The organism is Maribellus comscasis, from assembly GCF_009762775.1.
Taxonomy (GTDB): domain Bacteria; phylum Bacteroidota; class Bacteroidia; order Bacteroidales; family Prolixibacteraceae; genus Draconibacterium; species Draconibacterium comscasis.
In genome coordinates this window covers 6,406,429-6,429,687 of sequence record NZ_CP046401.1, presented here as the reverse complement: position 1 = coordinate 6,429,687, position 23,259 = coordinate 6,406,429, and the positions used below count along the sequence as shown (strand labels likewise).

The following is a 23,259-nucleotide window of genomic DNA, read 5'->3' as shown; positions in this document are numbered from 1 at the left end:
AACAGAAATACGATGTTGGAAATCAATCATATCTCAAAAAAATATGTAAAAGGCAAAGAAACATATACTGCTCTGGATAATGTATCCCTGAAAATTGAAAGTGGTGATTTTATTGCGGTTGTTGGCCCGAGTGGTTCAGGAAAATCGACTTTACTTCACACTGTTGGAGGCCTGATAAGACCTGATTCAGGTCAGGTTTTATTTCGGGGAAAGAGCGTTTATAAAATGGACAGCCATGAGGTCAATAAGTACCGAAGAAAAAATGTGGGTTTTGTTTTTCAGCAGTTTCACTTAATACCATACTTAACTGTGTATGAAAACATAAAACTAACTGAAATTGAGTTAGAAAATGAAAATGGCAGCATTGAAGCGACTCTGGAAAAATGTGCTCTTTTGCCGCTGAAAAACAAATACCCTTCAGAATTGAGTGTCGGTGAAAAACAGCGAACAGCTTTTGTACGTGCTATTATTTCAAATCCCGAAATCCTTCTCGCCGATGAACCTACCGGAAATCTGGATCCGGGAAACAGCCAAATTTTAATGTCGTTAATAAAAGAATTTCGCGAGAATGGCGGAACGGTATTATTGGTTTCGCACGAGGCAGAAACAACAAATTATGCAAATAGAATCGTCACTCTGCGTGCGGGCAAACTTTTATAATTCTATTTTAATGAAAAATTGTTTTTTATTTATTTCAGCAACGATTCTTGCCTGTTTTATTGTCATTCCTTCATATTCGCAACAGCTTTACACTATTCGGGGAAATGTATTTAACGAAGAAAACAATGAACCCGTAATAAATGCAAACATTGTAGTGGTAAAAACCAAAATTGGAACCAGCACCAACGAGGGTGGTGATTTTGAATTGAGTCTTCGTTCAGGTGAGTATAAAATCAAGATTACTTCGGTCGGATTTTCAACTAAAGAAATAAAAATAAACATTCCTTTGGAGAACAATGAACTTGTTGAAATAGGACTTCAACCAAAAAAACAGGAGATTGAAAGTGTGGACGTTTATGGTAATTTTATTTTGCAGGAAAGGGACACCGCCATTAATATGGTTCCTTTGTCGGTATTGCCTGCTATTACAAAGGTTAGTGCAGTAGATATAGAAAAACAGGGAGCTGTAACACTCACCGATGCCCTCAAATATGTACCGGGTGGATGGACGGAAACCCGGGGGCGTAAATCAAAACAATTTTTTTCTGTGAGAGGGCAAAAATATCCCTACCCCGATTATTCCATCGACGGAGTTTGGCAAAAAGAATTTGAAGAAACGGCATATGCTCTCTCTGCTTTCGATATTGAATCGGTTGAGATTATAAGATCGAGCAATGCATTGGTAAAAGGCTTGTCGGGATTGACTGGTGTTATTGAAGTGAAAACAAGAAAGCCAAAACGTGAAACGGCATCTCTTTTAACAAAATACGGAGAAAGCAATAATTATGTGGCGAATTTGCAGTATGGAAATAAAATCAACGATATTTCATTTAATACAGCTCTGGCATTCTTTGGTACAACCGGGATTCCTGATCGCGGCGGAAAAGAAAGAGTAACCAACTTCCATGGAAATATGAATTGGGAGATAAGCAGAAGGATGACATTAGTTACCGGAGTTACAGCTATAACTGGTATGCGTGAATTCATCGGGATTATTGAACCGGGATCACCAAAAATATTAAACCGGGAAGAAAAATTCGATCCTTTACATACATGGATTACCTATGCAAAACTTAATTACAGGGGGAATAAAGGTACACAAACCGAACTGCAAACAAATTTTTCATTCCGCGATGCAAATTACGAGAACTATAATATTCAGCAGGAAACAACAACCACCCATCATGATAAAGACTGGGAGTATGGATTTAATCTTTTACATAGCCGTTTCATAGGACATTCAAATACTTTCAGTATCGGAACACTTTACAGTCACTGGGTAGCTCCCGATGGAAAACGGTATTATGCCGGCCGCCGTTGTGATGTAAATACCTGGTCAGGAGTAATAGCAGATGAACAGAAATTTGGGCGAATTTTACTGGATGCCGGGTTCAGGCTTATTGGTGGGTATATCAACGAATGGGGTGGGTTTGGAATTGAAGGCAGTGCTGCCGGATTCCAGGATGTTCCTTCTATTACCAACGAGTCTGCACCGATAGAATGGCAATCTGCTTTTGGTCTTAATGTTGTGCAATCACCCGTCTCTTCAATACATTATAATTTTTCCGGAGGCACCGTTGCTCCCCGAAAAGGAAGTGTTACTGCACAGGGAACGACTCCACAAAATGAAGGCCGGATGCAACACAATTTAGGACTCAGAATAAAAAGCCAAAATATTGAAGAAATAACCATCTCCACATTTTTTACCCAAAGAAAAAATGCACTCGATTTAAGCGGCGAAACGGCATTTTCTGAGAATGACATCATTGTGGAGTTGTACGAGAATAAAGACAAAAGAAGTTACGGTATTGAACTGGCGGCGCAGATGAATATTCCTATCATTCACAGTTCTGTTTTTGGCAATACAACATTTATGAAAAATGAGAAAGTTTCTGACAATAAAATGGTTGATGATAAAAAGTTACCAAATGTAATTTTAAATGGCGGATTTATGTACGAACATTCCGGAGTGGATGCCAACCTTTTTATCCATTATACTGGCCCGTATTTTAATAATCGGTTTGTAGATCCAAAATGGACAAACGAAAATGGTGATTATCCATTGGGTGATTTCGTTAAAGTAGATTTTAATTGCGGGTACACTTTTTCCGGTAAAATAAAGACACGGATTTTTATGGAAGTGAAAAACTTACTCAACAAAAAATATGAAACGGTTGCGGGCTATCCCGATCAAGGAAGGCTATTTTTGATGGGAGTAAAACTGGATTATTAATAAAGCTATTATGGCTCCGCCAGCATTTAAAGCTTCATAATACAAAACACGCAATGTTTGAGATTACATAGAAAAATTATAGGTCTGGTTATAACTTACAGCTTCAAGGATTATTTTTTCAACAACAGATGTACTTGTTTTATTTAATATATGCACCAGGGATTCCGGCATTTTATCTAAAGCAATCTGTTTTTTGTTTTCCGATATTTTTCGTGGTATTATGAAAACAGCATTTCTGTTCGTACTTTTCTAGTCCAAATTAAAAATAGTTTCAAGATTACTACTCTTTAAAAACTTCCACCCCAGCCAACACAACAGATTGATATACAGAATACACAAGATATATTTTTGCTGTCTCCTGAAGCCTGTAGCCCAAGTGTCTGCATAATTTTTAATTCCGGCAGGGTAACCTCCTTATATACCTGCTGCCTTTTTATTTGTTGGCAGATCTATAAAAGGACTTTTGTTATTTTTAATGCTCATTCGAGATCCAGTCTATTTGTGGCCAGTTATCGACTTTGTCATTTTCCTGTGGACTACCGCTCGTACTTCTTCCCCGAACAATGTAAGCGGTTAATAAAGCTCTTAATTCATTTACCTTATCCGGATATTCATTTACCAGATTTGTTTTCTCTGAAGGATCTTCCTTCAAATTAAACAACTGGTAGTCCGGCAATCCGTTCAGTTCTTTTTCTGTTCTTGGAAAGCTCCAGCCTCCGGAACCGGGCCAAAGAACCAGTTTCCAGTCTCCTTTTCTTATGGCAAACCTTCCATCAATAGAGTGATTTACAATGGCCTCCCGGATTGGGCTTTTATAATTTTCGCCGGTTAAAACGGGCAAAAAACTGTAACTGTCTTCAGCGGCATTTTCAGGCAAAGTAAAATCCACTATATCGGCAACAGTAGCCATTAAATCGGTGGTACAGATTATCTCATCTGATTTGCGGCCGGGCTTTACTTTTTGCGGCCATTTTACTATAAATGGCACACGATGGCCGCCCTCATAAATATCGGCCTTATGACCTCTGAATACATAACTTGGATTGTGACCAACGTTCTTAAGTTCTGCAAAATTTGCTTTGGGAGAACAACCGTTATCGGATGTAAACATTATAACGGTATTGTTGCTGATTCCGCTTTTGTTAACCGCCTCGGTAATTCTTCTGACAACATCATCAACCTGTAAAACAAAATCGCCGTAAAAGTTCGTATTACTTTTACCTAAAAATTCAGATGAAGGAAGTATTGGCGTATGTGGTGCAGGTAGAGCAAAATATAAAAAGAATGGTTGATTGGCTTGTGCCCGTTCATTAATATATTGAACAGACTTATCGGTGAGGTGGGGCAAAACCTCAGCATGTTTAAAATCGGAGCCGGTTAATCCTTTTCTCCAGAAGCCTTTGTCATCAACGCAAACAGTTGTATCAGTGGGAATTGAAGTAGGCATACCATTTTCCACGTAAACATAGGGTGGCATATCTAACGAACCGGAAAAACCGTAAGAGTAACTAAATCCCCTCTCATTGGGTCCGTTTTTAATGGCCTTGCCAAAGTCAACTTCAGGATCTTTCCCTGAACCAAGTGGCCCTGATTGCCAATCTTCAGACTTTATGATATTCCAGTCCCAGCCCAAGTGCCACTTCCCAATAAACGCTGTATGGTAATTATTTTTTTGCAGCAATTCTTCCACGGTTAATCTGTCTGCGGCTATCAATGCTTTTGAATAGCCCGACAAAACACTTCTTTTTAGTGTAGACCTCCAATTGTATCTTCCGGTTAAAATACCGTAGCGGGTTGGTGTACAAACTGCAGAGCTGGTATGGGCATCAGTAAACAAAACTCCCTCGTTTGCAAGTTTATCAATTGCCGGCGTACACAATTTCGAATTCTCATTTAAACAGGAAACATCACCATATCCCAAATCATCGGCTAAAATGTATATAATATTAGGATGAACAGACTTTTCCGCTACCGTGTTATCCAGCTGGGTACAACCTGTGATAAAAATTATCAACAACAAAAAATTTACATATTTCATCTTTCCGGGTTCTTTATGTTAGCAAATTGTTTTTTTTCAAAGCGAAAAACTACGAATTATATTTTTATAAACATAAAATTTTTCCTGGTAATTTTTGTGGATTACCATATTGGGAGCATAAGTGTGCTCTATTCTGACCATATTTTGAATTCCTTCATTAAAATTTTTAAAAATTCCGCAACAAACCGCAGCCGCCATTGCAGCACCTAATGCACCTAATTGTATTCCCTTCGGGATTTCAACCGGGATGCCAATCGCGTCGGCAAACATTTGCATCCACACATTGCTTTGAGAAGCGCCTCCGGTACAACGGATAACATCCGGCGGGTTACGAAAATTCAGTAACCGTTCGATGTGTGTTTTATGCGAAAATACAACTCCTTCGTAAACTGCCCTGATCAAATGGGCACGGTTGTGCCTGCCTTCCAGTCCGTAAAAAGTTGCCGGTATATTTTTCCCCGTATTATTGCCATAAAGAAAAGGTAAAAAGATAATATCAGATGATTCCAGTGAAACAGAATGCACCTGTTGGTTTAACCATTCAAAAAACCGGCCACCCTGTTGTTTTTTCTCGTCCTGAAGAAAAGTGTCTATAAACCAGTCAAGATTCCCTGCCGATGTAGGGCTGCCTTCCAGCATCAGGTACCATCCGGGGATAGCATATATACTGGACATAAACAAATCTTTATCGACAAGCGGCTTTTTGGCAATATACTGGTTGTTCCCCCAGGTACCTGCCACCAGCGACATCTGGCTTTCATCTGCAATACCTGATGCCAGTGCGCATGCGTCAATATCAAACATTCCTCCTGCCACAGGAGTGCCAGCTTTTAACCCGGTTTGAACTGCTGCTTTTTGCGTAATATTTCCCGCCAGCCCGGATGAACCAATTAAGGGGGGCAACATATCTTCCAATTCCTCCAGTCCAAATAATTTCAGTATATGGTTGTCATAACTCCCTTTACCAACGCTCATCAGGCTTGTCCCGGACATGTCAGTTATTTCTGCAAAAAATTCTCCCGTCAACTTCATCCGGATAAAATCTTTCGCCATCAATACAAATTTTGCCTTATTTAACGATTCCGGTTCATGTTCTTTAAGCCATGCCAGAATAGCATTTGGTTGCCCGGGCCATAAGCTTTGTGTTGTGTGAGGTAAAACCAATTTATCAATACCTGATTTTTTCCAGTTATCAACGTATTCTTGTGATCTGGTATCGGTTGAATTAATGGCATTACGTACCGGTACTCCATTACTGTCGACGAGGTATAGTCCATTCCCATGTCCTGTGCAGGCGACCCCGAGTATCTGCTCTTGTTTTATTCCTGAAAGGCTTAGTACTTCTCTGATAATTTCACAGGTATCTTTCCACATTTTTTCAGCATCACGTTCGTTCCATCCAGGAAACAACTGTATGATTTCTACTTTTCTGGATACCACTGCCACTTCAAGTCCTACGGTATCAAACAGTGCAGCTTTTGTGACAGTTCCTCCGTTATCAATCCCCAACAGATATTCTTTCATAAAATTCCTTTTTGTAATTTGAACAGAAAACTAAAAAATACCTGTAAATACCGAAGAAACATCACCAGCCAAAGCCGGGTATAGTTAGAATTGAGTTTCATAACATAAAAATCATTGGGGTTAACGCATCATCATTCCACCACTGGCATCAATGGTTGCACCGGTGATATAACTGGCTGCATCCGATGCCAGGAAAACAGCTATCCGGGCAATTTCTTCCGGTTCGGCAATTCGGTAGAGCGGTATTCGTTCCAGGTACTTTTCTTTTTTCTTTTCCCAGGTTTCAGCCACCATTTCGGTACGAACCAAACCCGGAGCAACTGCGTTTACCCTTATCCCCTGTTTTGCAACTTCCCGTGCAAGACCAATGGTAAATGAAACCATGGCACCTTTGCTGCTGTCGTAAGGCAAATGCCCGGTTGTTGAACCCCGAAAGGCAGCCTGGGAGGCAATATTTACAATGGCCCCTTTACGGTTTTTGGACTGCCATTTTTTTATCAATTCACGACTGGACAGGAATGTTCCCCTTATATTGATGGCAAATGTTTTATCCCACTCTTCCGAGGTATAGGATGCTATCGGACCTGACGGGCAATAAGCTGCATTATTGATAAGGATATCAATCGCACCAAGTTCCTTTTCAGCCTTTACTATCATATCCAGAACCTCCTGTTCACAAGACATGTCTGCCTTAACTGCAATGGTACCTGCCCGGTATTTTTGTTTTATTTCTGCTACTGTCTTTTCCGCTAACTCCCGGTTTCGCACATAGTTTACAACTACTTTTGCCCCTTCTTCCGCAAATGCCAGGCAAATGGCTTTGCCTATGCCCCTGCTCCCCCCGGTCACCAACACAACTTTATCTTTTAAATTCAGTTCCATAATTTATTTCTGTTCATTTAAAATTTATGGCTTTAACACAACCCTCAATGTTTCACCTTTCTCCATCAGCTCAAATGCATCGTTTATATTTCCAAGCCCCATTATGTGCGTAACCAACTTTTCGGCAGGAAATCCGGGAGATGAAAGCATCTCAACTGCACGCTTTACATGTTCAGCAGTTGAGTCACTGCTACCGGTAAGATGGATTTCATTGTAATGGATTAACCGGCTATCGATATTTAAACTGCTTTTCCCTTTAGGAAGCGAGGCAAACAAACATACTGTCCCCTGTTTCCTTACAAGACCCAGTGATTCCTCCTGGGGAGCAGCAGCAGGAGCTGCCACAATTACCACGTCGGCACCATAGCCCCCCGTTTCCTCCAGTATTATTTCCTTTAAATTTTCTTTGGAGGGGTCAATTATTCGGTCGATATCAAACAAGCGGGCCTGATTTATCCGTGGTGCAGATAATTCTGTCATAAAAATCTTTGACGCACCGGATTCCCGGGCAGCCAAAGCATTGAGTATGGCCATCGGCCCACCCCCCAAGATCAGTACAAAATCACCTGTACGGATTTTACTCTGAAAGACCGAATTCACAGCACAGCTTAGTGGTTCGGCAAGTGCAGCATGCTCCGCCTTAATTCCTTCGGGCACTTTTATTAAATGCCCGTTGGCGATGGCTTTTTGCGGTATGGTTACATATTCTGCCATACCCCCGTTATATGCAAATCCCATTGGGGCAAGGTTTATGCACAAATTGGTCAGGCCTTTTTTACAATACAGACATTCCCCGCAACTAATACTGGTGGCCATTACAATACGGTCTCCTTTTTCAAAGCCGGAAATCGGTTCAGGGATTCCCTCAATAATCCCCGTAAACTCATGACCCATCGTTATCGGAGGCTTCATTCTGGGATTTCCAACCCGAAAAGTTTTAAAATCGGATCCACAAACGGCACAGGCATCTACTTTAACACGTATTTCTCCCGGGTTACAATCCGGCACAGGAATTTCTTCAACCCGCACATCTCCGGGAGCATAGAACCTAACTGCTTTCATACTGATTTAATAATTACCGTTTGCAACACTTCCTTCCAAAACAGCTTTTGTAGAACCAACCCCCAAACGATCGGCTCCCTGATCCAGGTAACCGACTGCGGTATCCCAACTGCGAATCCCGCCTGAAGGTTTAATTTTCATTTTATCACCCACTGTTTTTATCATTACATCAATGATTTCAGGGGTGGCTGAACCTGCTCCAAATCCGGTTGAAGTTTTTACAAAATCCGCTCCTGCCTCGTAAGATAACTCACATGCCTTGGCTACCTGTTCCAGGGTAAGATAACCGCTTTCCTGTATCACTTTCACCAGTACACCTTTTTTGTGAGCTGTTTCAACCACTGCTTTTATATCATTCAAAACATAGTCATAATCTCCCGACAAAAATTTACCGATATTCATAACCATGTCAATTTCATCCACACCTTCTTTTATGGCCTGAGCTGCCTGAAAGGCTTTTACACCGGAAGTATCAGCTCCATGGGGAAAACTCAGCACACAAGAGACTTTAACATCACTTCCGGCCAATAACTCTTTTGCATATTTTACATCGCAGGGGCGAACACACATGCTGTAAACTCCGTAATCCTTGCACATTTCTGCATGTTCTCTAATATCTGAATCCGTAAATTCAGGTTTCAGTACAGCATGATCTATTGTCTTAGCAACTTGTTCTTTTGTATACATAATTTTCTTCTTTTTAAATTAATGCATTTCCCGTCCACCGGTAACATTTATTGCCTGGCCCGTCATATAATCAGATCCTTCTGATGCCAGGAAAACAGCTACTGAAGTTACGTCTTTAACGGATGCCAGGCGGCCTAATGGTATCTTAGCGGTGAATTTATTTACTACATCCTCACGCGGCAGGTTCATATCGCGGATATATCCCTCGGAACAGGTATCCCAAACTCCCGTATTATCGGTTATACCCGGGCAAAGACAGTTAACATTTATTTGAAAGGACGCAAGTTCAAATGCCAGGGCCTGAGTAAAGGAAATAATAGCTCCTTTGGCAGCGCAGTAGTGACTCATTAAAGCAGAGCCGGTTTTGCCGGATTTGGATGAAAAGTTGATGATTTTTCCTTTCTTTTTTTCTTTGAATACCGGGACAACATATTTGGTGAAAAAGAAGGTCCCTTTGCAGTTCACTGCAAACATCTGGTCCCAGGCAGCTTCGGTGATATCCTCCACCGGAGTGGTGTCAATAATTCCGGCAACATTCACTAAAATATCAATGGTTCCATATTCCTGCAACGTCTTTGTTACAACGGCTTTAACCTGTTTTTCGCTGGTTACATCAGCCGACTGTCCTTTACACCCCAGCTCTGAGGCAACCACCTGAACTGCATCGTGTTTTAAATCGGTAATAAACACGCTCGCACCGCTTTCTTTTAATTCTTTGGCAATACTTTTTCCAATGGCCCCTGCAGCACCGGTTACTAAGGCAACTTTGCTTTTAAATTCAATTTGCATGATTTTTTTATTTAATTATTTATATGACTTCCCTATTGTAAATCCGAACCAAAATTCGTTTTCCTTGTTGATGCTTTTCTTCCATGTCCATTGATAATGGATTGAAGGAGACAATGTCCACGTTTCAGAAATAATTTTGGTTGAAATATGGAGAGCAAGGTTGGTCCAACCAGAATATGGTTGAAGGATATTTTTCTCAGAATAATTGGTACTTGTTCCTATTTTTAATATCTGCCTTTTGGTTTCAAATTGTAGTGGTAAGCCATAGTCAAGTTTAAATTCGTGTATTCCACCTTTTGAAAAGGTTTTTTCGAAAAGCGGTATCCAATAAAAGTAATCGTAGGATATTATAAGTGGCTTACCATATAATTTAATTAAACTGGGTAATGAGAACCCGAAATTGGCTTTATTTCCCTGCAATATCATCTTTTCAATTGCATTGCCATTTATATCTGCAGTCATTTTTATGCCATGGTAAAACCAATAATCAATATAACAGTTGAGAATAATTTGAAATCGTGAATCGTCCCAATATGATTTACTCCATTTCAAAAGAAGATTTACTTCATCAAGATTGTCATATTTTCGATCAACAGCAAAACTTGACCATATAACAAAATTTAGGTGGAAAGGTAATGGTTTATATATCCCTAATTGAAACGCTTCTTGATCTGCTAAACCAACATCTACACCATGTGCCATATATCTTGAAATAGGTCCTCCTTCAATCGTTAATCTTTGTGCATTTATAACATTAAATTGAAGAATTGAAATGATTAGTAGAAATGTTATCTTTAAATTCATAATCCAAATATTCTAAATCCATTTCTCTTGATTAATAAGGATTTATTTCTTGCACCATTGGGTAAATGCTGATTTCAGGCACAAGCAGATGAGCTGGTATCCGGCAGATATCAACCACCAAATTCCCTATTTCTTCTGGTTGGATAACTTTCTTTTCAGTTTCCCGATCAAACGCCTCTAATTGTGAGGCTTCCTTAAATTCAGTTGTTCCCCACGATGGACGCAGAATTGTGGCTTTAACTCCATACGGACGCAGTTCCACATACAAATGACGGGTAAATTGCTCCAGGCCAGCTTTGGCAGCTCCGTAGACACTCCAGTCAGGCCATGCCTTAACAGCACAAACCGAAGAAATATTTATAATGATTCCGGACTTCTGATTTTTCATAATAGCTGCGGCCCTCTTGCAGCCCCAAATAACACTGGTCAGATTTGTTTGAATTGTATTTAAAATAGCTGTATCAGTCTGTTCTTCAATTTGTACTATTGACCCACCGTTACCCGCATTATTGACTAAAACATCCAGTCTTCCTTCTTTTTCTAAGATTTCTTTAAACACCAGATCCCAGTCTTCCGGCTTCGTGATGTCGGCAGTAATTGGAATAGCTCCTGTTTCATCGGCAACCAGTGCCAGTTTTTCGGTACGGCGGGCTATAATGAAAACGATAACACCGTTCTTAGTCAGTTGTTTGGCCATACCGGCACCAAAGCCGGAAGAAGCACCTGTTACCAAAGCCACCTGCCCCTTTAATGACTGTTCCATTACTTCAGATTTATTACACTCAATGTATAAGGAGCATCAAATGCCGAATTCTTCAACCCCGGAAATGGCATATCGAAATTAGCGATAATCATTTCACCTCCCCTGATAAGAATCTCGCAAGGCTGATCCATGCCTCCGTCAGAACCATTGGTATCGCCGTTTTCACTTAAGGTGCTGACTTTTCCGTCCATCGAAACAATACGGATGGCGTTTTTTTCTGAATCAGCGACGTAAATCACATCTTTTTCAGCATTATAAAAAATACCGTCTACGCAGGTCATTCTTTTATCCTGAACAAATATTTTATTTGATTTTACTGTTCCATTTTCATTAAATGTTATTTTGGACATCACTCCGTTTCCAAAGTTACCGGTATAGAGGTTGCCCTCCGAATCAATGGTCATTCCATCAGCACCCGCCCAGTCACCGCGGTTGGTAAAAGCTGTTTTAAAATCGGCAATTAAATGCCCGTCAGCTTTCCCCGGTTTTAATTTTACAGGTCCTTGATTCATTTCTTCAAGTGTAAAGCGGTAAATTCCACTGGTACTTTCGTCTCCATCCTGATTAAGGCGTGTTTCACTTACAAAACAGTCGTTGTCTTTCCAGATTACAGCGTTTGCCAGGTTCATTCCTTCGACAAGTATTTCGCTTTTTACCGGTTTGCCGTTTTTGAAAACAATCCTAATTAAGCGCGATTTATGATCAGAATCATAGAAATACTGATTGTCGGCAATGTACAGGTTGCCATCCGGGCCAAAATCAAGCCCCATCGGGCAGGCCATTTTTGTTTCAGGGTGTGCCGGCATAGCATAAAATATCGAAAGTTCATTCTGAGGACTGATTTTCATGACCAGCCCCGGAAATAAGGGGTTGTTAAAATTCGGGCACGAAAGGTAAATGTTCCCGTCATCCCCAAGTGTCATACCATCAGGAGTATTACAATACTCTGGCAAATCAAGGAACAACTCCGCTTTTTTTTGCTCCTGAGAAGTGCAGGACACAACAAAATAAAAACTTACAACTATTATTGTATAAAATTTAATTCGTTTCATTTTTAATTATTTAATGTGAATACTTAAAGTAGTATCTAAAACCTACTACAAATCATTGATTACTCTATCACGCAACCTGGTAAAGCAGAAAACTCGATAACATAAGCATGCTTCCCTGAAATATCACCGGGGAAATCGATCTTCAAATTGGTCTCATTCTGTTTCCATTTTGGAGTAAAATGGTTTCCCAACAAACTTAATTCTGTGCCTGTTTTAAGAACCAAATTTTTAAAGACTTCCTCTTTTTCAGGTTTTTCAAACATGATAAGATACAGCTTATCTCCCTTTTGTGTAAATCGGTATTCTTTCCCTGAAACAGTTTCCCCTGAGCAAACCTGCCATGGTTTTGTATCATAGACACCTTCTCCGTTTACTTTCATCCATTCGCCCAATTCTTTCAGGCGATCTAACTGAATGGCCGGGATTGTCCCATCAGGTTTCGGCCCGACATTAATTAAAAGGTTACCGTTTTTACTCACCACATCTATCAATAAATGAATTAATTCTGTGGAACTTAAGGTATGGCTATCGTCTTCAAACTGATTGTAACCAAAAGAATAACCTAATCCACGGCAACTTTCCCATTTATCCTCTTGTATCGATTCAAATTTATTGTATTCGGGTGTACTGAAATCAGATAAGCCCGAAGCCCCCCAACGATTGTTAATAACGCCTTCGGGAATAAGGTTATAATAGTCGGCAACAATACCTGAAATGTTTCCCTGGTCAGGATAATAAATATCGCCCCATAAAACCGATGGCTGATATTTTTCGATTAACTCGCGAAGATGGGCATCGGCTACATTGGCATATTCCAATGAATGTGGCGTTGAAATTTTTAGTCCACGTATTCCCAAAACAGGGGTACGGTTAAAAGTCCAGTCGAGTCCTCCTGAATAGTAAAGCCCCATTTTCATGCCTTTATCCCTCACGGCTTTTGTTAATTCTCCTACAATGTCGCGTGATACAGGCTGTGCCGCTTCTGTCATGTTATTATTATGCACACGCGAGGGCCAGAGAGGGTATCCATCATGATGTTTGGATGTTAACACCACATACCTTGCGCCTGTATTTTTAAAAATCTCAGCCATTTCCTCAGGCTTCCATCCGGCAAGCTCTTTATTGAAAGTTTCCGAGAATTTATAGTAATCGAAATCCAGCCCGTAATTTTTTTTGTGGTATTCATAAGTTGGAGAACCTTTAATACGCAGGGTATTCAGGTACCATTCAGCATAAGAATTATTCATAAACCAGGCACGACGATCTTTATCCATAATATCACGTATACTTCCCTTTGTTGGTGCAAAAGCAGGAACAGAATACAATCCCCAGTGGATGAAAATGCCCAATTTGGCATCGTTAAACCATTGAGGTGACTTATGTTGCTTTAGCTGATTTAAATCGTTAAAATAGATAACCTGTGCAGTGTCAACGTATTGTGATTTAGCCGACAAAACACAAAGAGTCAGCACAAAAAACATCAATTTTTTCCACATAAAAACTTAAATTAATTAATAAGCACTCGTTGAATTTTATTTATCCCGCATTGCACAGATATTCGATATCGATTTTGTACGCATATTGTCGGTGTAATACATTACTATTTTTTTGTCTTTTGAAATCTCAAAGACCGGTATCCCCCGCCCGGACTTCCCATGTCCCAGCCAGTTACAAACCAAAACATTGCCATTGGGCAAGACATCAATACCTGCCAGCCAGTTCATTTTTATTTCAGGAAAATCTTTTTGGGATATTTGCCAAACCACTTTCCCCTTTTTATCCAACTCCCTTACTGAGCATGCAGAGCCGTCGCTGATTAAAGTATTTCCGTTATCTAAACGAACCGCTTCGAAACATTTTCCGGGAGAATTGAAAGTTCTCAATAATTTGCCATTTTTATTGTATTCAGCCAGCAGGTTATCTCCTTCCTGACAAACCAGATAATTTCCGTTTTTAAGCTGGCGTGCCATTCGAATAGCATCATGTCCGCGTTTATCTGTTTTCAGTTGAATTTTCTTTCTCACATTCCCCTCATTATCAACTTCTACCAGGCTTGCATCCCTATTGATTCCAATTAATGTATTTCCGTTGTCAAGCCGCTGGCAAGTATGTACTTCACCCTCTGTTTCAAAGTTGAATACTACCCTTTTTTGCTTTGTTACCTCCATTACACCTCCACTGCCATTTTCTCCATGATGATAAGTGAAAAGAACATTGCCATTGGGGAGATTCCAGATATCCTGACAATTGGATGCCGGATAACTCCATTCAATCTTTCCTGTTGTTGATATCTGATAAATAGAATCATTACCATTATCACTGCATAGAAAGCTATATTCTATTTCACCAATTGTTTGATTTACAGGTAACGGATCGGCATCAAGTATTTCCTTGGGACGCAATTTCAGGTTCATTTCTGCCTGTACTCTTTCAACAGGAATATCCCAAACAGGCCTGTCCAAATTCACACACAGCCAGGCTGCAAAACCAGCAGCATGCCCTAAACTCATCATTGTTCTGGAAAGCCGGCAACTGGAAGCAGCAATATGACTAAAACCTGCTCCCCTGCAAGCGATTAAAACATTATCCCAGCCAATTGGAACTAAACAACGATAAGGTACTCCGTAGGCTTCCTTCAATATTTTTAAGTTACTCGTCTTCCCGTGAATGTCCATTGGATGATCTGCGACTGTAACAATATCAGGATGATATTGTCCGGAAATACCGGCCAGTAAATCATGTTGAGTCAATACATATTCACATACAGTGCGGTAGCTTTCCCTAATGCCAAGCATCGGAGCGTAACTGTCAAACTCATAATCCTTAAAGTGTGGGTAGGTGCAAAGTTTTGCCCAATGTTTATCCACCTGTTTACATCCATATGAATAAACACTATCTCTTTCCTGCTTGAGGAAAAGGTCGCCTTCAATTATTCCAAGAGGGTTGACAGTAATTTTTTGTTGTTCGCCAACTGGCCCGGTTGTATGCGCAACTACATTATATTTAACGTCGTCGGGCGTTCCCCGGCTTTCTTCTTTTAATCCTTTTGATGGTTTTATCTGATAACACAATGACAATGCATTCAGGGAATGGGTTCCATGTTCCGGTGCCGATGGCTCTCCAAAACGCGATTGGGGTTCTTCTCCAAGCATCATTTCACAACCTATGTCCCTGCATAAAAAAGCCCCCCCAGTACAATCGATAAATACTTTTGCGCTTACAATGTATCTCTCTCCGGTATTTGAAATTGCTTCGATACTTGTTACCTGTGAATTCTCAGTAATGGCATTGGTGAGCGCAGTATTAAGCATCAACTGGCAATTCCCTGTTTCGTCCAACATCTGTCTAACAGTTTTATCAAACGTATCCACATCAAAAGCGACATTTGAGCACTGCGTATTCACCTTAAGATCAGAACGACGTAATGAATAGTTGTAATTTAAATTCGTATCTGTCAAAAATATACCATAAGGTTCATCCTTTTGATAAGCGTGAACCTGCCGGCCAAGTCCAACAGCATTAGGTACTTTTGAAAGTCGATTAAATAATTCCTGCGCATAGGAACACCCTGGCCCAGGTTCCCAACTGTTAACATAAGCCTGAGTACTGGTACCTCCTACTTTATTTTGCTTTTCAATTAATACCACTTTAGCACCTGCCCTGGAAGCAGCAAGAGCAGCACCAATTCCTGAACTTCCTGCACCAATGATACAAACCTCAGTCGTATATTTTATAAAATCATTATTTCTCCCCGCTGATTTACCAAAAGAAAAAAAGGGCAGAACTAACAACAATAAAATTCTTATGAATAATTTCATCTTAAAATATATAAAACAGTTCCCTGCCCATTCAGACGGGGAACTGATATATTGAAATTCTAATCGGAGTATCCGGGATTCTGCTCAAGGTTAGGATTTGCCAAAATCTCCAAGTGAGGTATAGGGAAAAGTATATTTGTTTCACTCACTTGTGAAGCTATACCACTTGCATTAAGAACTTCTACAAATCTTCCTGTACGGATTAAATCCCATCGATGATGCCCTTCAAAACAAAGTTCCATATCACGCTCATTCCAAACAGCCCGCCTGAATTCATCCTTACTTAATCCAGATAAGTCTGGTAATTCAGCAATTTCTTCCGGATCATCAATATTATTCTGATTCTCATCACGTGCCCTTTTCCTGATTTCATTGATTGCTTCATAAGCTGATACCGTGGGACCATTAATCTCATTTTCTGCTTCAGCGTACATCAATAATACATCAGCATAACGTATAACCATCCAGTTTGCATCATCACCGCCTGTTCTTGTTCTGTACAAAGGATCCCAGTATTTCATACAACATGGACCTGCACCGGCAACGCCTACAGCAGTTATTTCAGGATAATACAATGAAGGGAATTCAGATACAATCGTTAACCTTTTTCTGAAATGATCGGGAATAGAATTATAAAATGCATCTTCTGTCGCAACAGCAGCTCCGGATGCAATATTATTTGGATTAATTTCAACATTTCTGGAAGCAAATGAATTACTTATCGAACTCCCCATACTTTCATTAGTACCCCCTAAAAATTGAATTGAAAAAATATGCTCAATTCCATTTTCCTTTTCAACATTAAATACGTCGCCTAGATAATCGCATAGTTTATATGTTCCTGACCCGATAACTTCCAATGTTTTTAAACGGGTATTTTCGAAGTCACCTTTTTGCAAATATGCTTTAGCCATTAAAGCTTTAGCAGCACCAGAGGTAGGACGGCCTTTATCAGAAGAACTATAAGTTGTCGGCAAAATATCCTCACAATATTTCAAATCTTCAAAAATAAGTGTATAAATTTCCTCTGTAGTTGATCTTGGTAATAAATTATTAGATTCATCTATAGTTGGTTCTATAATTTTAGGGACACCTCCAAATGCACGAACGAGTTCAAAATAAGCGAGGGCCCTTAAAAAGTGCGCTTCTGCTATATATCTTTCCTTCAAATCGGAGTCCATATTAATAGATGGGACATTTTTTATTGCACCATTTGCATAATTAATTACTCTATACATTTGTGCCCAAAAACTTCTGAATCTTTCGTCAGCAGAAGTATAAACTCCATTATCTAAATTGGCCTGAGTTTCGCCATTATTAGCTATTTCTGTTGAAATATCACCAAAATAAAATACATTAAAATTATAATGTCCCCTTAGAACGGAGTATATTCCTGATATGCATGCCTCTGCATCTGCCTCAGTTTGAAAGAAATTTTCGCTACTTATTTTGTTTTTGGGATCTACCTCTAAGAATCCTTCACATGAAGAAAGAAGCAAAGAGAAGACTATAATTAAAAAACTATATTTTTTCATTTTTTTATATTTTTTGTATTATAAATCTATTTGAACACCCAGTCTTACAGTCTTTGCAACCGGATAGGTGCCAGCATCAATACCTGCAGCCATATCCGAGGTCAAGGAACTTACTTCAGGATTAAAACCTGAATATTTGGTTAATGTAACCAAGTTGTCTGCTGACACATATACTCTTAATTTCTGAATAACTCTAACTGGCACATTATATCCAAAGGTCAAATTTTGAAGTCGTACAAAAGTACCGTCTTCAATATATTGTGTAGAAGCTCTATTCGGAAAAACCCCAGATCGTCCGGTTGGCCGGTCATTTTTAAAATATTTGTTTGAAGTACCTACTCCATCCCAGTTGTTAATATATGCTTTAAGTGCATTATCGACATTAACCTGCGATGTTAACTCAATCAAATTAGCATTAAAAATATCATTGCCAACCACACCATAAATATTGAAACTTAAATCAAAATGTTTATAATTAAATGAATTGCTTACATCAAACACGAAGTCAGGATGAGGATCGCCGATTATAGTTTCGTCCACACCTTCCTCAAAGATTCCATTGCCATCAATATCTCTGTAATTTTCAAATCCGGGACCAACGTTTGTGTTTGTAGCCATATGTCCTGTCTGGAATTCCTCTTCCGTTTGCCATAATCCATCAAAAATATTTCCCCAGAACACACCCAGAGGTTCGCCTTCCATTATTATAGTAGCAGCGCCGCCATTTCGACTAATATATCTCCATCCGATATTGGGACCAAAAAAGCGGTCAGATTCAGCAAGTTCTAAAACTTTATTCCTGTTAAAAGAAATATTCCCCGAACCGTTCCAACTAAAGTCTCCCTTTCCAAGGTTGGCATTTACTCCAAATTCAAAACCTTTATTCTCGACACTACCAATATTTTTAAGTACTGTACTATACCCTCCCTGACGAGGTACCGAAACATTGAATAACAAGTCCTTTGTTTTTTTGTAATAATAATCTGCAGTAAAGCTTAATTTATTATTAAAAATCCCCAAATCAATACCTGCATTGTATTGATCGGTTGCTTCCCACTTCAGATCAGGATTAACCAAAGAACCCGGACCTACTGCTGTGGTAATATTTGAACCAAATGGATAAGAAGTAATTTTATTATAAGGGAGAATATTCTGATATAAAGGTATTGCCTGATTACCGGTTTTTCCATAACTTAACCTCAACTTTAAATTGGCCAGCCAATCAGTATCTTTTAAAAAATCTTCCTGACTGACTCTCCACGCCAAAGCACCTGACGGGAAAAATGCAAAACGATTATTTGAACCAAAACGGCTGGATCCATCATATCTGGCGGATGCTGTTACAAAATATCTATCAGCATAATTATAATTTACCCTTCCGAGTAACGAGACCATTGTCCACTCGCTGTATGAAGTTGATGGAATTCCTGGTTCTGCTCCAATACTCAAGTCATAATATTGAGTAATGTCAGTATAAAAATCAGTAGCAGATGCAGCTAAAATTTCACTTTTTTGCTGTTGAGCAGTAATACCACCGACAATATTTAATGAATGAATATCATTAAATGTTTTAATGTAAGTTAACGTATTTTCATTCACCCAGTTGAAAGTTTGAGATGCAGAGGCGTCGGCGCTCCCATGAGAAGCACTTTCACTATAGAAATAAGAAGGTGTATAATGATTCACCCTGTAATAATTTATATCACCTCCTAAACTAACTTTAGCTGTTAATCCATTTGTTATCTGATAAGAGCCAAAAAGGTTAGTAAATATATGGGTATTATCAGAATTACCAATTTGTTCGTATGCCATCATAACAGGATTTTCCCTATTGATACGCGCCATAATACCTCTTTCGATCCATTGGTCATTTTGAGAAAAGTATGTTCCATCTTCATTTTTAACAGGTGATGTTGGAGCCATGATAAGTGCACCATAAACAACATTAAGGCTGCTTATTCCCTGTTTATGTTCATATGCTGTTTTTATACTTGTTCCAAAACTAAATTTATCATTTGCCTTATGTTCTAAATTAATACTGAAATTACCTTTATGAAATTTTGAATTAATAACAATGCCTTCATGATTTAAAAAATTTCCGGACACAAAAAAATTGGTTTTTTCATTTGCCCCTGAAATTGACAAATTATGATTCTGGATAATACCTGTCCTGAATATTTCTTCCTGCCAATTTGTTCCTTCTCCCATTTGATCAATCTCTTCCTGAGGAAAAGCACGGCTTAAATATGCGCCATTTCTAAAACGTTCCCAAAAGGTTCGTTGTGCAGTTGCCCATTCTTTTGCATTCATCATATCATACATGTTTGTAACATTCTGAACACCACAATAAGTATCAAAACTAATTTTGGTTTTCCCGGCTTTTCCTTTTTTTGTAGTAACTATTATTACGCCATTTGCTCCGTTTGCACCATATATTGCTGTTGCTGATGCATCTTTAAGAACTGTTATTGTTTCAATCTCATTTGGATTTATATAGGACCATCCTGAACTTAGAGGAAAGCCATCGACTACCCATAACGGATCATTTCCATATTGGATTGAATTCACACCTCGAATTCTAATCACTGGACTTGCTCCAGGATGACCATTTGGCTGAGTTATCTGAACACCAGCAACCTGTCCCTGAAGTCCCTCTCCAATTGTAGTAACTGAACGTTGTGTTATTTTACTTTCATCAACGGTAGAAATGGAACCAGTCAAATCATTCTTTTTCATAGTACCATATCCTATTGCAATTACTTCTTCAATTCCAATGGCATCGACCACCATCGTTATATCGATTGTTGATTGAGTTCCGACAATAATTTCCTGTGTCTTCATCCCAACAAAAGAGAATATCAGTTTGTCTTCAGGTTGAATGTTCATTATTGAATATTCTCCATCGGCCCCCGTTACCGTACCATTTGATGTTCCGCTAACAACTACAGTTACACCGGGAACGGGAGCACCGGAAGAATCGGTTACCTTCCCTGAAATTGTTTTTTGTTGCTGCTGCAAAATATTTTTCACAAAGCTGCTTTCCCTACCTTTCGTTTTTACAATAATATAGCGGTCAAAAATTTCATATGAGATATCCAGATTTTTGAATACACCATTCAATATTTCTTCAATTTTTGAATCATCGGCACTGATAGTGACATTTTGAGTAAGATCGAAATCTCCTGAATCGTAGAAAAATCGAAATTCTGAATTTTTTTCAATTTGATCAAAAACTTCCGATAGTTTCACATTCTTTAAATTGAAGGTCAGCCTTGCAGATTGTGAATATGTCGAGGCTGAAACCTGAACGAGGGCAATCATCAGAAACAAACACGTTATTTTCATAACTCTCAAAAGCTTAGTTAAATGGGAAACTCTCTTATTCCCATTATTGGTTTTAATTTTTTTCATACATTTGAAATGTTTAAGTTCGATAATTAAGCCAGTGGCTTTTTTATTGATTTTTAAAAAGGAAACACTGGAATGTTTCCGATAATGAAGGGAAATGCTGGCGGCATTTCTCTTCTTTTTAGTTCATTTAGTTTTCACATAAGCTATTTATTTTTCACGTTTTAAATAAATTTGGTTGTTGTCAATTGTATATTCAAACGGGATAGAGGAAGCTCGCCTGAAAGTTTCTATAATTGTGTAAATATTAGAATCTAAAAAGAAAGCTCCTGTGAAGGTACATCCCTTTAAAGTATTGTCTTCAAAAATAACTTTAATACCATATATGCGGTCGATCTTTTTAGCAAGACTGACGAAAGACTCATTTTTAAATTCATAAATCCCCTGTTGCCAATATTTGTAAAAGCTATCCGGGATCTTGTAGTTTTTTAAACTCCCGGATGTTTTATCTAAAACTAAACTATACGAAGGTTTTAACTGGTAGGATTTATATTTATCGGAGCCTATCTCTTCAAACACGTCGAGTTGTACTTTTCCTGTAATTAAGTCCACCTGAACAATATTATCATCGGGATAGGCCAAGACAGAGAATTCAGTTCCCAATACTTTTATCTGTTGCTCCCCAAGATCAACTGTAAAAGGCTTCGAAGCATCATGAGAAATTTTAAAATACGCCTCACCTTCCAGCTTCACGTTTCTTATTTTATCATTAAAAACTTCAGGATAAATCAGTTTTGAGCCATTGGTTAACCAGACCTCACTACCATCCGGTAAAACAATTGAACTCCGGTTCCCTTTTGGAACAGATACTTCGTTCATGAATACTTCACCGGACTTCGGTATCGAATGTATTAGATATCCTCCGATTAAAGCTAAAACAATTATTGCGGCATATTTAATTAGTTCCCTGACTTTAAATCCAGTCCCGGATTCTTTCATTCGTCTTTTGAGTAAAATAAAATCGTCATTTATGTATTTACGGTCCAATTCATTGCCGCTTTTTAACAAAGCCCAAAGATTTTTATAACGTATAAATTCCTTTCTATTTTCCTCCGATTTTTGAACCCAGGATAAAAACTCACTGGAATGCAGTGAAGATTTACTTTTTATAATATTTTTTATAATTTCTTCTTTCTTCATTTTTCCGTATCTATATAGTAAAACGCATCACATTACATACACCCTATCCCGGAACCAAAGATTTTTCTGATTTTATGATGGCAGAATATAGCCAACAAAAGACACCTAACTCTATCTACCTGATATACAGCAAATAAGCAACAATCGGAAGGAAATCCTTTAGGGCAACCCTGAATATCTTCAGCGCTTTGGTTATTTGAGCCTCTACTGCCTTTTGTGAAATATTTAACTCTCCGGCTACTTCATGATTCTTTTTGCCTTCAAAACGACTTAAAATAAATACCTCCCGACAACGGGGGGGTAATTCTGCAAGCGTTCTTTCAATTATCGTTTCTATTTCCTGAAAAGCGATAGTTGAGGTATCCAAATTTTCCAAAGCCGATATATACAAATGCTTTTGGATTTTACGTTCAGACTCTTCAACAAATTTCTTTTTAATCTTCTCATGTCTTAAACGTGAAATACAACTGTTTTTTACCGTGGTATATAAATAACTTTGCAACTGGGATTCACTTATAACATGAGGATTCTTTTCCCAAAAAGAAAGAAAAGCGTCCTGAACAAGGTTTCGCGCCACTTCAAACGAAACATATTCTTGTGCAAAACAAACCAGACGAGGATAATATAAATTAAAAATTACTTCAAAGGCAGCTTTTTGCTTTTGGTTTAATAAAGTAATTACGTCGTTTGACAAAGAATTCATCCAGATTTAGTTTTAACTACAATTTTAAACATTTTTAGATTTTAAGGAAGCCGATTCTTGTAAAAAATAAACAAAATTGTAAAATTCTCTGTGCCTAGAAAATCAACAATATATTATAATCACACAACAATAAAAAACTATATTCCAACAATTTAGGATTA

17 protein-coding genes are annotated in these 23,259 nt (G+C 38.7%); 2 read left to right on the top strand and 15 right to left on the bottom strand.

Translation table 11 applies throughout. From position 1 onward, the window contains the following. Positions 1 to 12 precede the first annotated feature (12 nt). Entirely contained in the window at positions 13 to 660 is a 648-nt protein-coding gene (locus GM418_RS25940) for an ABC transporter ATP-binding protein (protein WP_158870380.1), read from the top strand. Positions 661 to 670: 10 nt separating this feature from the next. After that, a complete protein-coding gene (locus tag GM418_RS25935) occupies positions 671 to 2,893 on the top strand; it encodes a TonB-dependent receptor (RefSeq protein WP_158870378.1) in 2,223 nt (740 codons plus the stop codon). 472 nt (positions 2,894 to 3,365) lie between these two features. On the opposite strand, the gene GM418_RS25930 is transcribed toward GM418_RS25935, so the two are convergent. The 15 genes from GM418_RS25930 to GM418_RS25860 all read right to left on the bottom strand — a co-directional run bounded on the left by GM418_RS25930 (position 3,366) and on the right by GM418_RS25860 (position 23,098). Further along, positions 3,366 to 4,931, bottom strand: coding sequence for a sulfatase family protein (locus GM418_RS25930; RefSeq protein ID WP_158870376.1), 1,566 nt, complete (start codon positions 4,929 to 4,931; stop codon positions 3,366 to 3,368). Between the two features lie 36 nt (positions 4,932 to 4,967). Then, entirely contained in the window at positions 4,968 to 6,455 is a 1,488-nt protein-coding gene (locus tag GM418_RS25925) for an FGGY-family carbohydrate kinase (RefSeq protein WP_158870374.1), read from the bottom strand. Between the two features lie 120 nt (positions 6,456 to 6,575). Beyond that, complete coding sequence (locus GM418_RS25920; RefSeq protein ID WP_158870372.1) at positions 6,576 to 7,337, bottom strand: SDR family NAD(P)-dependent oxidoreductase; 762 nt, start codon at positions 7,335 to 7,337, stop codon at positions 6,576 to 6,578. Between the two features lie 24 nt (positions 7,338 to 7,361). Further along, positions 7,362 to 8,399, bottom strand: a complete 1,038-nt coding sequence (locus tag GM418_RS25915) for an alcohol dehydrogenase catalytic domain-containing protein (protein ID WP_158870370.1) — start codon at positions 8,397 to 8,399, stop codon at positions 7,362 to 7,364. 6 nt (positions 8,400 to 8,405) lie between these two features. After that, positions 8,406 to 9,086 (bottom strand): deoxyribose-phosphate aldolase, encoded by a 681-nt coding sequence (gene deoC / locus GM418_RS25910; RefSeq protein WP_158870368.1) that lies wholly within the window; start codon positions 9,084 to 9,086, stop codon positions 8,406 to 8,408. An 18-nt stretch (positions 9,087 to 9,104) separates the two neighbouring features. Continuing rightward, complete coding sequence (locus GM418_RS25905; protein ID WP_158870366.1) at positions 9,105 to 9,875, bottom strand: SDR family NAD(P)-dependent oxidoreductase; 771 nt, start codon at positions 9,873 to 9,875, stop codon at positions 9,105 to 9,107. Positions 9,876 to 9,890: 15 nt separating this feature from the next. Next, complete coding sequence (locus GM418_RS25900) at positions 9,891 to 10,679, bottom strand: hypothetical protein (RefSeq protein WP_158870364.1); 789 nt, start codon at positions 10,677 to 10,679, stop codon at positions 9,891 to 9,893. Positions 10,680 to 10,710: 31 nt separating this feature from the next. Next, complete coding sequence (locus GM418_RS25895) at positions 10,711 to 11,442, bottom strand: SDR family oxidoreductase (protein WP_158870362.1); 732 nt, start codon at positions 11,440 to 11,442, stop codon at positions 10,711 to 10,713. Further along, positions 11,442 to 12,494: an NHL repeat-containing protein gene (locus GM418_RS25890; protein ID WP_158870360.1), complete on the bottom strand. Its 1,053-nt coding sequence runs from the start codon at positions 12,492 to 12,494 to the stop codon at positions 11,442 to 11,444. Before GM418_RS25890 ends, GM418_RS25895 begins: the two co-directional genes overlap by 1 nt. Positions 12,495 to 12,553: 59 nt before the next feature. Further along, positions 12,554 to 13,990, bottom strand: coding sequence for an alpha-L-fucosidase (locus GM418_RS25885; RefSeq protein ID WP_158870358.1), 1,437 nt, complete (start codon positions 13,988 to 13,990; stop codon positions 12,554 to 12,556). A 36-nt stretch (positions 13,991 to 14,026) separates the two neighbouring features. After that, positions 14,027 to 16,312 carry an FAD-dependent oxidoreductase gene (locus tag GM418_RS25880; RefSeq protein ID WP_158870356.1) on the bottom strand — a complete coding sequence of 762 codons (2,286 nt, stop codon included), beginning with the start codon at positions 16,310 to 16,312 and terminating at the stop codon, positions 14,027 to 14,029. Positions 16,313 to 16,371: 59 nt separating this feature from the next. Then, positions 16,372 to 17,847: a RagB/SusD family nutrient uptake outer membrane protein gene (locus GM418_RS25875; protein ID WP_158870354.1), complete on the bottom strand. Its 1,476-nt coding sequence runs from the start codon at positions 17,845 to 17,847 to the stop codon at positions 16,372 to 16,374. 18 nt (positions 17,848 to 17,865) lie between these two features. Next, positions 17,866 to 21,192, bottom strand: a complete 3,327-nt coding sequence (locus GM418_RS25870) for a TonB-dependent receptor (protein ID WP_158870352.1) — start codon at positions 21,190 to 21,192, stop codon at positions 17,866 to 17,868. Between the two features lie 213 nt (positions 21,193 to 21,405). Beyond that, positions 21,406 to 22,395: a FecR family protein gene (locus GM418_RS25865; RefSeq protein WP_158870350.1), complete on the bottom strand. Its 990-nt coding sequence runs from the start codon at positions 22,393 to 22,395 to the stop codon at positions 21,406 to 21,408. 115 nt (positions 22,396 to 22,510) lie between these two features. Further along, the gene (locus GM418_RS25860) at positions 22,511 to 23,098 is read right to left on the bottom strand and encodes an RNA polymerase sigma-70 factor (RefSeq protein ID WP_158870348.1); all 588 of its coding nucleotides are present in this window, start codon (positions 23,096 to 23,098) and stop codon (positions 22,511 to 22,513) included. Positions 23,099 to 23,259: the final 161 nt, after the last annotated feature.

Excerpts from the sequence above, each read along its gene's own strand:
- GM418_RS25940 (WP_158870380.1), top strand. The coding sequence starts at position 13 with ATGTTGGAAATCAATCATATCTCAAAAAAATATGTAAAAGGCAAAGAA.
- GM418_RS25935 (WP_158870378.1), top strand. The coding sequence starts at position 671 with ATGAAAAATTGTTTTTTATTTATTTCAGCAACGATTCTTGCCTGTTTT.
- GM418_RS25930 (WP_158870376.1), bottom strand. The coding sequence starts at position 4,931 with ATGAAATATGTAAATTTTTTGTTGTTGATAATTTTTATCACAGGTTGT.
- GM418_RS25925 (WP_158870374.1), bottom strand. The coding sequence starts at position 6,455 with ATGAAAGAATATCTGTTGGGGATTGATAACGGAGGAACTGTCACAAAA.
- GM418_RS25920 (WP_158870372.1), bottom strand. The coding sequence starts at position 7,337 with ATGGAACTGAATTTAAAAGATAAAGTTGTGTTGGTGACCGGGGGGAGC.
- GM418_RS25915 (WP_158870370.1), bottom strand. The coding sequence starts at position 8,399 with ATGAAAGCAGTTAGGTTCTATGCTCCCGGAGATGTGCGGGTTGAAGAA.
- deoC (WP_158870368.1), bottom strand. The coding sequence starts at position 9,086 with ATGTATACAAAAGAACAAGTTGCTAAGACAATAGATCATGCTGTACTG.
- GM418_RS25905 (WP_158870366.1), bottom strand. The coding sequence starts at position 9,875 with ATGCAAATTGAATTTAAAAGCAAAGTTGCCTTAGTAACCGGTGCTGCA.
- GM418_RS25900 (WP_158870364.1), bottom strand. The coding sequence starts at position 10,679 with ATGAATTTAAAGATAACATTTCTACTAATCATTTCAATTCTTCAATTT.
- GM418_RS25895 (WP_158870362.1), bottom strand. The coding sequence starts at position 11,442 with ATGGAACAGTCATTAAAGGGGCAGGTGGCTTTGGTAACAGGTGCTTCT.
- GM418_RS25890 (WP_158870360.1), bottom strand. The coding sequence starts at position 12,494 with ATGAAACGAATTAAATTTTATACAATAATAGTTGTAAGTTTTTATTTT.
- GM418_RS25885 (WP_158870358.1), bottom strand. The coding sequence starts at position 13,990 with ATGTGGAAAAAATTGATGTTTTTTGTGCTGACTCTTTGTGTTTTGTCG.
- GM418_RS25880 (WP_158870356.1), bottom strand. The coding sequence starts at position 16,312 with ATGAAATTATTCATAAGAATTTTATTGTTGTTAGTTCTGCCCTTTTTT.
- GM418_RS25875 (WP_158870354.1), bottom strand. The coding sequence starts at position 17,847 with ATGAAAAAATATAGTTTTTTAATTATAGTCTTCTCTTTGCTTCTTTCT.
- GM418_RS25870 (WP_158870352.1), bottom strand. The coding sequence starts at position 21,192 with ATGAAAATAACGTGTTTGTTTCTGATGATTGCCCTCGTTCAGGTTTCA.
- GM418_RS25865 (WP_158870350.1), bottom strand. The coding sequence starts at position 22,395 with ATGAAGAAAGAAGAAATTATAAAAAATATTATAAAAAGTAAATCTTCA.
- GM418_RS25860 (WP_158870348.1), bottom strand. The coding sequence starts at position 23,098 with ATGAATTCTTTGTCAAACGACGTAATTACTTTATTAAACCAAAAGCAA.